We start from the raw sequence: 14,324 nt of genomic DNA on the forward strand, positions 1-14,324 counted from the left end.
CATGTCTCAAACATTGCACACCACGCTGCTGATCATCGGCGGCGGGCCTGGCGGTTACGTGGCAGCGATTCGCGCCGGCCAGCTGGGCATCCCGACCATCCTGGTGGAAGGCCAATCGCTGGGCGGCACCTGCCTGAACATCGGCTGCATTCCGTCCAAGGCGCTGATCCATGTCGCCGAACAGTTCCAGCAAACCGTGCACCACAGCCAGGGTTCGCCGTTGGGTATCGAAGTCGATGTGCCGACCCTGGACATCGGCAAAAGCGTTGAATGGAAAGACGGCATCGTCGACCGCCTGACCACCGGCGTAGCCGCGCTGCTGAAAAAACACAAGGTCCAGGTCATCCAGGGCTGGGCCAAGGTCGTGGACGGCAAGACCGTCGTTGTCGGCGACCAGCGCATCCAGTGTGAACACCTGTTGCTGGCCACCGGCTCGAAAAGTGTCAACCTGCCGATGCTGCCGATTGGCGGGCCGATCATCTCCTCCACCGAAGCCCTGGCGCCGAAACGCATCCCGAAACGCTTGATCGTGGTGGGCGGCGGCTACATTGGCCTGGAATTGGGGATTGCCTATCGCAAGCTCGGTGCCGAGGTCAGCGTGGTTGAGGCCCAGGACCGGATTTTGCCGGCCTACGACGCCGAACTGACCCAACCGGTGGCCGAATCCCTGAAGCAACTGGGGGTGAAGGTGTTCCTCAAACACAGCGTCACCGGTTTCGAGAACAATACCCTGCAAGTGCGCGACCCCAGCGGCGAGACGCTGTCGCTGGAAACCGACCAGGTGCTGGTTGCCGTTGGTCGCAAACCCAACACCCAGGGCTGGAACCTCGAAGCCTTGAACCTGGACATGAACGGCTCGGCGATCAAGATCGACAGCCGCTGCCAGACCAGCATGCGCAATGTGTGGGCCATCGGCGACCTCAGCGGTGAACCGATGCTCGCCCACCGGGCCATGGCCCAGGGCGAAATGGTCGCCGAACTGATCAGCGGTAAATCCCGCGAATTCAACCCGGCCGCGATCCCGGCGGTGTGCTTCACCGACCCGGAACTGGTAGTGGTCGGCAAGACCCCGGACGAAGCCAGGGCGGCCGGGCTGGACTGCATCGTGTCGAGCTTCCCGTTCGCCGCCAATGGCCGGGCCATGACCCTGGAGTCGAAAACCGGCTTCGTGCGGGTAGTGGCGCGCCGCGACAATCACCTGATCGTCGGCTGGCAGGCGGTAGGCGTTGGCGTCTCGGAACTGTCCACGGCCTTCGGCCTGAGCCTGGAAATGGGTTCACGCCTGGAAGACGTGGCGGGCACCATCCACGCCCACCCGACCCTCGGCGAAGCGGTACAGGAAGCAGCCCTGCGGGCCCTGGGGCATGCATTGCATCTATAAAATGGCGAAGTTCAAATGTGGGAGCGGGCTTGCTCGCGAAAGCGGTGGATCAGCACCGAATGCATCGAATGACACGCCGCATTCGCGAGCAAGCCCGCTCCCACACAAGCCAAGAATGAAGTATTGTTGCGCCCATCCAGAAATAAACCATAAGCCTGCCTTCGACCAGGCGGTTGACAAAAGATAGAGGGTGTCATGGGTAACGAAAGCATCAATTGGGACAAGCTGGGTTTTGACTACATCAAGACCGACAAGCGTTTCCTCCAGACCTGGAAAGACGGCGAGTGGCAAAAAGGCACCCTGACCGACGACAACGTGCTGCACATCAGCGAGGGCTCCACCGCCCTGCACTACGGCCAGCAATGCTTTGAAGGCCTCAAGGCCTACCGCTGCAAGGACGGTTCGATCAACCTGTTCCGCCCCGACCAGAATGCCGCGCGCATGCAGCGCAGCTGTGGCCGCCTGCTGATGCCACAAGTGCCGACCGACGCCTTCATCGAAGCCTGCAAGGAAGTGGTCCGCGCCAACGAGCGGTTCATCCCGCCGTACGGCACCGGCGGCGCGCTGTACCTGCGCCCGTTCGTGATCGGCACCGGTGACAACATCGGCGTGCGCACCGCGCCGGAATTCATCTTCTCGATCTTCTGCATCCCGGTCGGCGCCTACTTCAAGGGCGGCCTGACCCCGCACAACTTCCTGATCTCCGGCTACGACCGTGCGGCTCCCAACGGCACCGGCGCAGCCAAGGTCGGTGGCAACTACGCCGCCAGCCTGATGCCCGGTTCCCTGGCGAAAAAAGCCAACTTCGCCGACTGCATCTACCTCGACCCGGCCACCCACTCGAAGATCGAAGAAGTCGGCTCGGCCAACTTCTTCGGGATCACCCACGACAACAAGTTCGTCACCCCGAACTCGCCGTCGGTGTTGCCAGGCATCACCCGCCTGTCGCTGATCGAGCTGGCAAAATCGCGCCTGGGCCTGGAAGTGGTTGAAGGCGACGTGCTGATCGACAAGCTGTCGGACTTCAAGGAAGCCGGCGCCTGCGGCACCGCCGCCGTGATCACCCCGATCGGCGGCATCGAGTACAAAGACAAGCTGCACGTGTTCTACAGCGAAAAAGAAGTCGGCCCGGTCACCCAGAAGCTCTACAAAGAGCTGACTGGCGTACAGTCCGGCGACGTCGAAGCGCCTGAGGGCTGGATCGTCAAGGTCTAAGCAACACTGCAAAACCAAACTGTGGGAGCGGGCTTGCTCGCGAAAGCGGAATGTCAGTCGACAGATTTATTGGCTGATCCACCGCATTCGCGAGCAAGCCCGCTCCCACATTTGCTTTCAGTGCTTGGAAAACCGGGCTTCAGGCCTTATCCATCGGGATGTTTTCCAGGATCTTCTTGCCCATGCTGATCCGCGGCTCCGCGCCATAACCCAGCGCCTCATAAAACCCCATCACCGCGTCATTGCCACTGGTGATCTGCAGGTTGATCTTCATGCAACCCAGCGCCGTCAACGCCTGCTCCGCATGCCGCACCAACGAGGCGCCCAGGCCCTGGCGGCGATAGTCGTTGTGCACCGCCACTGAATACAACCAGCCACGATGCCCGTCGTAGCCTGCGAGGATGGTACCGATCACCGCCTTCTTGTCGGTGGCCACGAAGAACAACCCATCGTTGACCGCCAGCTTCTTGTCGATCGCCAGGCTCGGCAGGTTATGCGCCGCGTCATAACCAAACGCCGCCTGCCACAACGCCACTACCTGCGCCCGATGGGCCCGATCGCGATAGACGCCGATGGGATGGCGGGATGACAACGCCTTCTCCATCACCAGCGTGCGCTCATTGCCATGGTAGACATCGCGCACCGTGTGGAAACCGAGCTTGGTGTAGAACGGCTCGGCCGTCAGCGAAGACGGCACATGCAACAAGGTCACCCCGGCTTCCCGGGCACGCAGCTCGATTTCAATCATCAGCAAGCGCCCGATGCCCTGCCCTTGCAGCGCCGGATTGACGAAGACCGAGCGCACCACATTGGCGTCAAGTGCCGCCGTGGCAACGATCACCTCATCCTGAATGGCCACCAGCACCGTTCGACGCGCGAGCAACGCCACGACAGCCTCGGGAGTAAAGTTGCTCGCCACCCGCGCAATCACATCCGCCGGATAATCCCGGGCGTTGCTGTCATGCAGGGCCGCCAGGATGACCTGGCTGATGCCCTCGGCATCGGTAGTTTGGGCGAGACGAACTTCAGTGGGCATGGTTTCTCCATCCAGACAAAAAACCTCAGGCAACACAATACCAATGTGGGAGCGGGCTTGCTCGCGAAGGCGGTGTATCAGCCACCGAATTTATTAACTGACCCACCGCTTTCGCGAGCAATCCCACATTTTGATCTCCACTCACCTCCACAGCCGATTCGGCTGCTCCACCCCACTTTTCAGCTTTCCCGGCTGAGCCACCCCCTCACTTCAGCCGGGATTCTTCCTTCACACCGCACAAAATAGCCTCACTGCCCAACCCATGGACCCGTGCCCCCATGCAAACCACCAACACTGTCCTGATGATCCGCCCGGCGCACTTCGCCTTCAACCCGGACACCGCGATCAACAACCGCTTCCAGCGTGCGCCCCTCGACCCGTTGGCGGCACAGCAGAAAGCGCTGGAAGAGTTCGACGGCTACGTCGACACCCTGCGCCACCACGGCGTGGAAGTGCTGGTGGTACAAGACACCCCCGCTCCCCATACCCCGGATTCGATCTTCCCCAACAACTGGTGGAGCAGCCACGCCGACGGCAGCCTGGTGCTGTACCCGATGGAAGGCCAGAACCGACGACTGGAACGCGACAAAGGCGTGCTGCAAGTGCTGGAGCAACGCTTCGCGATCCACAACACCATCGACTTCAGCCACCTCGAACAACAGAACATGTTCCTCGAAGGCACCGGCAGCATGGTCCTCGACCGCCAGCACCGCATCAGCTACGCCTGCCATTCCGGGCGTACCCATCAGGACGCCCTGCGCCAGTTCGCCGAACGCCTGGACTACCAGGTCTGCGTATTCCACGCCGTCGACCGCCACCACGCGCCGATCTACCACAGCAACGTAATGATGAGTGTCGGCCGCGACCTCTCCGTGGTGTGCCTGCAAGCCCTGCCCGATGACCGCGAGCGCCAGGCCCTTGAACGCTCCCTGCGCGATACCGGCAAAGACATCGTCGCCCTGGACTTCGACCAGCTGGAAGCCTTCGCCGGCAACATGCTCGAAGTCCATGACCGCGACGGCCAGCCGCTGCTGGTGATGTCGGCCAGCGCCTGGGGCTCCCTCAAGCCCGCCCAGCGCCAGCACGTGGAGCGTCACACCCGGCCGGTGGTGGTGAACATCGACAACATCGAACGCATCGGCGGCGGCAGTGCCCGCTGCATGTTGGCGGAAGTACATCTGCCCGCCCGCCCCTCATTTCAATAAGGAGTCTTCCCATGACCCGCTATATCGACGTCAACGACTTGAGCTACCTGGTTTCGCAAAAAGGCCTGCAAACCTGCATTACCGAGATGGCCGAGTACATCCGCGCCGACTACCTGCGCTGGCAGGACTTTGAAAAATGCGCGCGCCTGGCCAACCACTCGCCCGAGGGCGTGATCGAGCTGATGCCGGTGTCCGACGCGTCGCTGTACGCCTTCAAATACGTGAACGGCCACCCGAAAAACACCCAGAGCGGCATGCTCACCGTCATGGCCTTCGGCGCCCTGGGTGATGTGGACACCGGCAAACCGGTACTGCTGGCGGAAATGACCCTGACCACCGCGATCCGCACGGCCGCCACCTCGGCCCTGGTGGCGCGCTACCTGGCCCGGGACAACAGCCGCAGCATGGCGCTGATCGGCAACGGCTCCCAGAGTGAGTTCCAGGCCCTGGCCTTCCACGCGATGCTGGGCATCACTGAAATCCGCCTGTTCGACATCGACGCCAAGGCCACCGCCAAACTGGCCGCCAACCTCAAAGCCTTCCCGGCGATCAAGGTGATCCTGGCAGGCAGCGTTGCCGAAGCCGTGAAAGGCGCCGACATCGTCACCACCGTCACCGCCGACAAGGCCTACGCCACCATCCTCACGGACGAGATGATCGAACCGGGCATGCACCTGAATGCCGTCGGTGGCGACTGCCCCGGCAAGACCGAACTGGACCGACGAATCGTCGAACGGGCCCGCGTGATTGTCGAGTACGAGCCACAAAGCCGCATCGAAGGCGAAATCCAGCACATGCCGGAAGATTCGCCGGTCACCGAGCTGTGGCAAGTGATCAACGGCCAGGCGCCAGGCCGCGAAAACGCGCGCCAGGTCACCCTGTTCGACTCGGTAGGTTTTGCCATCGAAGACTACTCCGCCCTGCGTTACGTACTGGACGTGGCCAAGGCGCTGGACGTGGGCAGCGAACTGGAACTGGTGCCGGACCTTGCCGACCCCAAGGACCTGTTTGCCCGCCTGGCCCAAGCACCGGTGGCACAGCAGAAAAAGCGCGCCTGAGACCGCTCTGGCCTGCCGCTTTGCGTGAAAGGCAGGCCGGAAAAACCCGGTCAACAAGCCGATTCAGCGGGTGCCGCAGCCGTTTCCGCTGTGACCCGCGTTTTAACAGCACATTCCGCCCGCCGCAGCGGGGGTAAACGACACAAAAAACGCACCATCTTGAAGCATTCTCTCTGACAACAAACAGCCCAATGTGGCGAGGCAGCCCAATGTGGCGAGGGAGCTTGCTCCCGCTGGAGTGCGTAGCGCTCCCGGGATTTTGGGGCCGCTGCGCAGCCCAGCGGGAGCAAGCTCTCTCGCCACAAAAGCCAGCTCGCCTTAGCTTTCAACTTTTCTACTGCCCTGACATCAATTACAAAATATAGGGAATACACATGACTCCGCTCCGATCACTTTTCGCTGCGCTGCTCCTGCCATTGGCCGCAACCGCTGCCCAGGCTCAGGAATGGAAAGAAATCCGCTTTGGGGTTTTCCCCGAATACCCACCGTTTGAATCCGTCGCCGCCGACGGCAGCCTGCAAGGTTTCGACATCGACCTGGGCAACGCCATCTGCGCCAAGCTGGAAGTCAAATGCGTGTGGGTCCACAACGAATTCGACGGCATGATCCCGGCCCTGCGCGCCCGCAAGTTCGACGCCATCATGTCCTCCATGGCCGTGACCCCGGCCCGCCAGAAAGTCATCGACTTCAGCGACCGGCTGTTCCTCAGCCCGACCTCGGTGATCACCCGCAAAAGCGCCGACTTCGGCGACACCCCCGAATCCCTGAAAGGCAAACAGGTCGGCGTGCTGCAAGGCTCGCTGCAGGAAGCCTACGCCCGTGCGCACCTGGCAAAACTTGGCGCGCAGATCAAGGCGTACCAGTCCCAGGAACAGAACTACGCCGACCTGCAAAACGGTCGCCTCGACGCCACCCTGACCGACAAGCTCGAAGCCCAGCTCAACTTCCTGTCCAAACCTGAAGGCGCCGACTTCAAGACCGGCCCGGCCTTCAAGGACCCGACCCTGCCGCTCGACATCGCCATGGGCCTGCGCAAGAACGACAAAGACCTGGTGGAGCTGATCAACAAAGGCATCGCCGCCGTCCAGGCCGATGGCACCTACACACAGATCCAGAAGAAATACTTCGGCGATCAGGATATCTACAACGAGTGACGCCTCATGTGGGAGCGAGCTTGTGTGGGAGCGGGCTTGCTCGCGAAAGCGGTGGGTCAGTCACACATGTATTGACTGAAACGCTGTCTTCGCGAGCAAGCCCGCTCCCACACAAGCTCGCTCCCACAGTAAAACTCTGCGCCCCATCGAGATACTTCCCATGAATGAACTCCTCAACTTGCAAGGCTTCGGCCCGCTGCTGGCCCAGGGTGCCTGGATGACGGTCAAGCTGGCGTTCCTGGCGCTGCTGCTGAGCCTGTCCCTGGGACTGCTCGCCGCCGCCGCCAAGCTCTCCAGCGTCAAGCTGCTGCGGGTTCCGGCCACGCTCTACACCACGCTGATTCGCAGCGTGCCGGACCTGGTGCTGATCCTGCTGATTTTCTACAGCCTGCAACTGTGGCTGAACGACCTGAGTGAAATGCTCGGCTGGGCCTACTTCGAAATCGACCCGTTCACCGCCGGTGTCATCACCCTCGGTTTTATCTACGGTGCGTATTTCACCGAAAACTTTCGCGGGGCGATTCTCAGCGTGCCGGCCGGCCAGTTGGAAGCCGCCACCGCCTACGGCCTGAGCCGCTGGCAGCGCTTTCGCCTGGTGCTGTTCCCGCAACTGATGCGCTTTGCCCTGCCGGGCCTGGGCAACAACTGGCTGGTGCTGCTCAAGTCCACCGCGCTGGTGTCGATCATCGGCCTGTCAGACCTGGTCAAGGCCGCACAAAACGCCGGCAAGACCACCAATGACCCGCTGTATTTCCTGATCCTCGCGGGCCTGGTGTACCTGGTGATCACCACCCTCTCCAACCGCATCTTCAAACGCCTGGAACGGCGCTACAACGTGGGCATCAAGGGGATGGTGCGATGATCGAACTGATCCAGCAATACGGCCTGGCCTACCTGTTCACCGACGGCAACGGCTTTTCCGGGGTGGCGATGACCCTGTGGCTCTTCATTATCTCGGTGGTGCTGGGCTTCATCCTGTCGATCCCGCTGGCGATCGCGCGGGTGTCGGAACACTTCTGGATTCGCTGGCCAGTGGAGGTCTACACCTACCTGTTTCGCGGCACGCCGCTGTATATCCAGTTGCTGATTTGCTACACCGGCCTCTACGGCCTGGACGTGGTGCAGGACAACGCCCTGCTCAACCAGTTTTTTCGCAATGCACTGAACTGCACGCTGCTGGCGTTTGTACTGAACACGTGCGCCTACACCGTGGAAATCTTTGCCGGGGCGATTCGCAACATCCCCCACGGCGAGATCGAAGCCGCCAAGGCCTACGGCCTGCATGGCTGGCGCCTGAACCTGTTTGTGGTAGTGCCCGCCGCACTGCGTCGCGCACTGCCGGCCTACAGCAATGAAATGATCCTGATGCTGCACGCCACGTCCCTGGCGTTCACCGCCACCATTGCCGACATCCTCAAGGTGGCCCGCGACGCCAACGCCGAGACGTTCCTGACGTTCCAGGCCTTCGGCATCGCTGCCCTGTTGTACATGCTGCTGTCCTTTGCACTGGTGGGCCTGTTTCGACTGGCCGAACGTCGCTGGATGCGTTTTCTTGTTCCTACCCGAGGCTAACCCATGAATCAGTCCGCGCAGGCCCTGGCCGCTTATCCCACCGATGTACGCCCCGCTACCCAGCCGGTCGCCGTGGCCGAAAACGCCAACGTCAAACTCCAGGTCGAAGGCCTGCACAAACGCTATGGCGAGCATGAGGTGCTCAAGGGCGTTTCACTGAACGCGCGCAACGGCGACGTGATCAGCCTGATCGGCGCCAGCGGCTCCGGCAAGAGCACGATGCTGCGCTGCATCAACTTCCTCGAACAGCCGGACGCCGGGGTTATCACTCTCGATGGCATCAGCATCGAAATGCAGCAAGGCCGCGCCGGCACGCGCGCGCCGCACCAGGCGCAATTGCAGAACCTGCGCACCCGCCTGGCCATGGTGTTCCAGCACTTCAACCTGTGGAGCCACATGACCGTGCTGGAAAACATCACCATGGCGCCGCGCCGGGTGCTGGGGGTGAGCGCCGCCGAGGCGGAAAAACGCGCACGCCTGTACCTCGACAAGGTCGGCCTGCCGGGCCGGGTGGCGGACCAATACCCGGCATTCCTCTCCGGCGGCCAGCAACAGCGCGTGGCCATCGCCCGGGCCCTGGCGATGGAACCGGAGATCATTCTGTTCGACGAACCCACTTCGGCCCTCGACCCTGAACTTGTAGGAGAAGTGCTCAAAGTCATACAGACGTTGGCGGAGGAAGGTCGTACCATGCTCATGGTCACCCACGAAATGGGCTTTGCCCGCCAGGTGTCCAGCCAAGTGCTGTTCCTGCATCAGGGCCGCGTCGAGGAACAAGGCGGAGCCGAAATCCTCGACCAGCCGAACAGCGAACGCTTGCAGCAATTTCTTTCCAACCGATTGAAGTGAACACCACACACCATGGATACCAAGGCCACCGGACCGAACGCCTCACCTGTGCTGGACCGCATCGATGAAGCCATCATCGACGTGTTACGGCACCAGGGACGCATCACCTACGAAAAACTCTCGTCGCTGGTGCACCTGACGCCCAGGCCGTGCCTGGAACGGGTACGCAAGCTGGAACGACGCGGGGTCATCCGGGGTTATGGGGCGATCATCGACGTGCAGATGGTCTCGCCGGGGCTGTCACTGCTGGTGCTGGTGGCCCTCTCCAACCAGAGCGGGCGCTCGGCGCAGAAGGCGTTCGAGGCATGTGTCAAAGCCTGCCCGCAAGTGTTCGAGTGCCAGTTGATCAGCGGGCCGTTCGACTACAGCCTGCGCATGCGCTGCCGGGACATGGAGCACTACCGCGTGCTGACGGAAACCTGGCTGAACAATGATGAATTGCACATCGATAAGTTGGTGGCGCATCCCGAGCTGGCGGTCGTAAAAAACACCGCCACCGAACTGGCCTGAATCCGCCCCTACAGGCAATAGAGATCAAATGTGGGAGCGGGCTTGCTCGCGAATGCGGTGTATCAGTCGCTGGATGTGCTGCTGACACACCGCATTCGCGAGCAAGCCCGCTCCCACATTTAACCGTGCCCGCTTGAAATTCGCTTGCCTGGACGCGCCCCAATCATCTTCGCCTGCCCATCCCGCTGCTTGCCCGTGCGCGCCTCGCTGATCAGCCCCGGAATCAACTTGCCCTCCGGCAGATTCTTCCAGAACCGGCTCGGCAAATGCCCTTCCATCACCTTCGGATTCAACCGCGCCGGGTTAAAGATATGGCTGTAGTACGTCAACCACATCGCACTGTGGGGATCCTCGACATTCTGCGCCAACGCCTGCCATTCCACCGGGCATTGCCGCTGGTGAATCAACTGCTCCCCGTCGTAATAAACCCCATCCAGGGGCGTGGCGATCATCCAGCGATGACGCCCCATGCGCCCGACAAAATGCTGGCTGGCCACCTTCAAGATGTCGTGGGCCGGCTCATGCCACGCCACGTACTCCGGCAACTGCGGCCCCGCCTCTGCCGGCAATGCGATAAACCGCACAAACGCATGCAGGTGATGGGCCTCGCGCTGCACCTGCTTGATCCGCCGCTGCAATTCGCTGCCCAGCTTGTCCCCCGACATCATCGCCGTGCGGTCCCCATGGCTGACGCGCCACAGCACCTCATACAACAGGCTCCAGCGCTGTTCACCGTGATAACACGCGGCAGACTCCAGCAGCTCCAGCAGCGCCTTGGGAATCCGCGCCTGGAACGGCCCGCACTCGGCCGGGTACTGCTCGTCGGTGGCAAACAGGTCCGCCACCTCGGCCACGCCCCAACTCACGTGGCTGGGGTCGATCTGATGGCTGAGCAACCAGCGCGCCTGCTCGCGCCAGGTGCTGAACAGGTTGTCGCATTCCAGGCTGATCATCCCCACAGCCCCATTTGCTGCGGCTGCGGGCGGTCGCGCAGTTGTTCGCGCAGCAGCACGCTGGTGCTTTCCGCTTGCTGCGGGTGGTAGTCGCTGGTGATGAAAAACGGCTTGGCCTTGGTCAGCACACACCGCATGCGCGCCAGGTCTTCGAAGCGGATCTTGCGCTGGCGACGCAGGTCCACCAGCCGCTGGGTGGTGCGCAGGCCAATTCCGGGAATGCGCGCAATAAGCGTCGGCTCGGCCCGGTTCAAGTCCAGCGGGAACACCTCGCGGTGCTCCAGCGCCCAGGCCAGCTTGGGGTCGATATCCAGGGCCAGGTCGCCCGGCCCTTCAAACAGTTCATTGGCGCTGAACCCGTAGCTGCGCAACAGGAAATCCGCCTGGTACAAGCGGTGCTCGCGCATCAGCGGCGGCGCGGCCAGGGGCACGCTTTTCGGGCTGTTGGGGATCGGGCTGAACGCCGAGTAATACACCCGGCGCAGTTTGAAATTGCCGTACAACGCCTCGGCGCTGTGGAGAATGGTGCTGTCGTCGGTGTCATCGGCGCCGACGATCATCTGCGTGCTCTGCCCGGCCGGCGCGAAACGCGGCGCGCGGGGTTCGTTGAGCACCGTCTGCTCACCGGTATAGATGGTTTGCATGGCCTGCTTGATCGAGACGATCTGCTTCTCGGGCGCCAGGGTTTGCAGGCTCTTGTCCGTTGGCAACTCGATATTCACGCTGAGGCGATCGGCATACCGCCCCGCCTCGGCAATCAGTGCCGGGTCGGCTTCGGGAATGGTCTTGAGGTGGATGTAGCCGCGAAAGTCATGCTCTTCGCGCAGGAGTTTGGCCACCCGCACCAGCTGCTCCATGGTGTAGTCGGCCGAACGGATGATGCCGGAGCTGAGAAACAGCCCGCTGACGCAGTTGCGCCGGTAAAAGTCGAGGGTCAGGGTCACCACCTCCTCCGGGCTGAAGCGTGCACGGGGCACGTCGCTGGAGCGGCGGTTGACGCAGTATTGGCAGTCGTAGAGGCAGAAGTTGGTCAGCAGCACCTTGAGCAACGACACGCAGCGACCGTCGGGCGTGTAGCTGTGGCAGATGCCCATGCCATCGGTGGAACCCAGCCCCGCCTTGCCTTCCGAGCTGCGCTTGGGCGCACCGCTGCTGGCGCAGGACGCGTCGTACTTGGCGGCGTCGGCGAGGATGCTGAGTTTTTCGATCAACTGCATGGGGCTTCTACCGATACTGGTTTTTTGTACAGTATCAGCAGCCGCCCCCGCGGTTCAAGTGCAGCCTGTCAGCTGGCGGTGGCCAGCAACACGTCCTGCACCGAACGGCTCTTGCCGCGGCTGCGGTCGTACTCGTACAGCGACGCGGCAATCTCGTCGGCACGGATCGGCAGGATCGACAGCAAGGTATCGCTCAGGCCATGGCTGGCCTGGCTGAAGCCCTGCATGTAGATGCCGGCCTTGCAGCGCTCGTCGGTGACGATGCGGTAGTCGCGGCTGACTTCAAAGTCGCCCATATAGTCGGCCAACGGTGCGAGCAACTGACGATGCATCTGACGCTCGTAACCGGTGGCCAGTACGACGGCATCGTAATGGTTGAGGCTGGTTTCGCCGGTGGCGTTGTTGCGCAGCGCCAACTCCACACCCAGCGGCCCGGCCGTGGCTTTTTCCACGGTGGTCAGGGTACGGAACGCGTGACGGGCAATGCCGGAAACTTTCTGGCGGTAGAAGATCCCGTAGATGCGCTCGATCAGGTCCAGGTCCACCACCGAATAGTTGGTGTTGTGGTATTCGTTGACCAGGCGCTCGCGCTCGCTGCCGTTCTGCTGGAACACCAGGTCGGTGAACTCCGGCGAGAACACTTCGTTGACGAACGGGCTGTCATCCGCAGGCTTGAGGGCCGAGCCGCGCAGGATCATGTCGACCTGCACTGACGGGAAGCTGTCGTTGAGGTCGATAAACGCCTCGGCTGCGCTCTGGCCACCACCGATGATCGCGATGCGCATCGGCTTGCCGTCGACACACGGTTGCTGGGCCATGCGTTCCAGGTACTGGGAGTGATGGAACACCCGACCGTCATCCTTGAGCGCCTTGAACGACGCCGGAATACGCGGCGTACCACCGGCGCTGACCACCACCGAGCGGGTGGTGCGCACGTGCTGTTCACCCTGGGCGTCCCGGGAAATCACCCGCAGCGCCTCTACCTGCTGCTGATGCAGGATCGGCTCGATGGCCAGCACTTCCTCGCCGTAGCGGCTTTGCGCCTGGAACTGCCCGGAGACCCAGCGCAGGTAGTCGTTGTACTCCATGCGGCACGGATAGAAGGTACCCAGGTTGATGAAATCCACCAGGCGCCCGTGGGCCTTCAGGTAATTGACGAAGGAATAAGGGCTGGTGGGATTGCGCAGGGTCACCAGGTCCTTGAGGAAGGAAATCTGCAATTCACTCTGGGTGACCAGGGTGTTGCCGTGCCAGCGGTAGTCGGCCTGTTTGTCGAGGAACAGCACGTCCAGTTTGCCCTGGGCTTTCTCGCGTTCCTGCAGGGCGATGGCCAGCGCCAGGTTCGAAGGGCCGAACCCGATACCGATCAGGTCGTGAACGGCGGGCGATGCAATTGCCTGTGTCATTCCAGTGTCCTCTGGATAAGCCCCGTGGCAGTGGGGCGGGAAAGCCTCAGAGACCTGAAGGCACAGCAACAGGTCGTGTGTTGATAGGAGACGAGGACAATGAAATAAAATTTAGCTAACGCTGGAATCAGTGCGCATCCCACTCACGCATGCGCGCCCGGCAATGCTTCATGGCATTGACGATGTGTTTTTCCACCAGCGCGCGGGAAATACCCAGGCGCTCGGCGATTTGCAGGTGGGACAGGCCGTCGAGCTTGCGCAACAGGAAACTGTCACGGCAGAGCGCCGGCAGCTCGGCCAGCGCGCGCTCAAGCATTTCCAGGCGCTGGCCGTGGTCCAGGCAGTGATGGGGCGAAGACAGCGAAAAACGCTCCTCGCTGTCGAGTACTTCCAGGGGTTCATCCTGGCGCAGGGCGTTGCGCCGATGACCGTCGATCACCAGGTTCAGCGCCGTGCGATAGAGAAACGCCCGGGGCTGCTCGATCGGGACCTCACTGGCACGCCCCAGCACCCGCACATAAGCGTCATGCACCACATCTTCGGCCACCTGACGGTTGCCCAGCTTGGCGTTGAGGAAACACACCAGCTCGCGATAGTAGTTTTCCAACATGACTCCCGACCGCCTGTAGGCGGCATTAGGTCCTTTGATTACGAAGATAACGGCCGATTCGATGATGGCAGTTTGAGGTGCGTGTAATTTATAGTAATTCTCATCTAGTTTTAAACAAGACTTGCAACGCCGGCCAATTATTTTGCCTGACACACCTG

14 protein-coding genes are annotated in these 14,324 nt (G+C 61.9%); 9 read left to right on the forward strand and 5 right to left on the reverse strand.

Annotated elements, in window-relative coordinates; genetic code table 11:
- Window position 1: 1 nt before the first annotated feature.
- Together lpdA and ACIOMR_RS17670 are read left to right on the forward strand one after the other, a co-directional pair.
- The gene (gene lpdA, locus ACIOMR_RS17665) at window positions 2-1,381 is read left to right on the forward strand and encodes a dihydrolipoyl dehydrogenase (RefSeq protein ID WP_177047871.1); all 1,380 of its coding nucleotides are present in this window, start codon (window positions 2-4) and stop codon (window positions 1,379-1,381) included.
- Between the two features lie 195 nt (window positions 1,382-1,576).
- Window positions 1,577-2,596, forward strand: a complete 1,020-nt coding sequence (locus ACIOMR_RS17670) for a branched-chain amino acid aminotransferase (protein WP_003212864.1) — start codon at window positions 1,577-1,579, stop codon at window positions 2,594-2,596.
- A 139-nt stretch (window positions 2,597-2,735) separates the two neighbouring features.
- On the opposite strand, the gene ACIOMR_RS17675 is transcribed toward ACIOMR_RS17670, so the two are convergent.
- Entirely contained in the window at window positions 2,736-3,632 is an 897-nt protein-coding gene (locus tag ACIOMR_RS17675) for a GNAT family acetyltransferase (protein ID WP_008434482.1), read from the reverse strand.
- Between the two features lie 278 nt (window positions 3,633-3,910).
- On the opposite strand from ACIOMR_RS17675, the gene ctlX reads away from it, so the two are divergent.
- From ctlX to ACIOMR_RS17710, 7 genes are all read left to right on the forward strand, one after another.
- Window positions 3,911-4,837, forward strand: a complete 927-nt coding sequence (gene ctlX, locus ACIOMR_RS17680; RefSeq protein WP_401195501.1) for a citrulline utilization hydrolase CtlX — start codon at window positions 3,911-3,913, stop codon at window positions 4,835-4,837.
- An 11-nt stretch (window positions 4,838-4,848) separates the two neighbouring features.
- Complete coding sequence (locus ACIOMR_RS17685; protein ID WP_003212869.1) at window positions 4,849-5,895, forward strand: ornithine cyclodeaminase; 1,047 nt, start codon at window positions 4,849-4,851, stop codon at window positions 5,893-5,895.
- 374 nt (window positions 5,896-6,269) lie between these two features.
- The gene (locus ACIOMR_RS17690; RefSeq protein WP_003212870.1) at window positions 6,270-7,049 is read left to right on the forward strand and encodes an ABC transporter substrate-binding protein; all 780 of its coding nucleotides are present in this window, start codon (window positions 6,270-6,272) and stop codon (window positions 7,047-7,049) included.
- Between the two features lie 160 nt (window positions 7,050-7,209).
- Window positions 7,210-7,911, forward strand: coding sequence for an ABC transporter permease (locus ACIOMR_RS17695; RefSeq protein WP_008434488.1), 702 nt, complete (start codon window positions 7,210-7,212; stop codon window positions 7,909-7,911).
- Window positions 7,908-8,621 (forward strand): ABC transporter permease, encoded by a 714-nt coding sequence (locus tag ACIOMR_RS17700; RefSeq protein WP_003208574.1) that lies wholly within the window; start codon window positions 7,908-7,910, stop codon window positions 8,619-8,621. The genes ACIOMR_RS17695 and ACIOMR_RS17700 overlap by 4 nt, the downstream gene beginning before the upstream one ends.
- Window positions 8,622-8,624: 3 nt before the next feature.
- Window positions 8,625-9,470 (forward strand): ABC transporter ATP-binding protein, encoded by an 846-nt coding sequence (locus ACIOMR_RS17705; RefSeq protein ID WP_003208573.1) that lies wholly within the window; start codon window positions 8,625-8,627, stop codon window positions 9,468-9,470.
- 12 nt (window positions 9,471-9,482) lie between these two features.
- On the forward strand, window positions 9,483-9,980 hold the full coding sequence (locus ACIOMR_RS17710; protein ID WP_003208571.1) for an Lrp/AsnC family transcriptional regulator: 498 nt from the start codon (window positions 9,483-9,485) through the stop codon (window positions 9,978-9,980).
- A gap of 119 nt (window positions 9,981-10,099) precedes the next feature.
- Here the strand turns inward: ACIOMR_RS17710 and ACIOMR_RS17715 are convergent, their stop codons facing one another.
- From ACIOMR_RS17715 to ACIOMR_RS17730, 4 genes are all read right to left on the reverse strand, one after another.
- A complete protein-coding gene (locus ACIOMR_RS17715) occupies window positions 10,100-10,933 on the reverse strand; it encodes a TIGR03915 family putative DNA repair protein (protein ID WP_003208569.1) in 834 nt (277 codons plus the stop codon).
- Window positions 10,930-12,150, reverse strand: a complete 1,221-nt coding sequence (locus ACIOMR_RS17720) for a putative DNA modification/repair radical SAM protein (protein ID WP_003208568.1) — start codon at window positions 12,148-12,150, stop codon at window positions 10,930-10,932. The genes ACIOMR_RS17715 and ACIOMR_RS17720 overlap by 4 nt, the downstream gene beginning before the upstream one ends.
- Window positions 12,151-12,218: 68 nt before the next feature.
- Window positions 12,219-13,556: a lysine N(6)-hydroxylase/L-ornithine N(5)-oxygenase family protein gene (locus ACIOMR_RS17725; RefSeq protein WP_177041542.1), complete on the reverse strand. Its 1,338-nt coding sequence runs from the start codon at window positions 13,554-13,556 to the stop codon at window positions 12,219-12,221.
- 127 nt (window positions 13,557-13,683) lie between these two features.
- Window positions 13,684-14,166, reverse strand: coding sequence for a sigma-70 family RNA polymerase sigma factor (locus tag ACIOMR_RS17730; RefSeq protein ID WP_032899291.1), 483 nt, complete (start codon window positions 14,164-14,166; stop codon window positions 13,684-13,686).
- Window positions 14,167-14,324: the final 158 nt, after the last annotated feature.

Source organism: Pseudomonas sp. NPDC087814 (assembly GCF_044742865.1).
In the GTDB taxonomy this organism is placed as follows: domain Bacteria; phylum Pseudomonadota; class Gammaproteobacteria; order Pseudomonadales; family Pseudomonadaceae; genus Aquipseudomonas.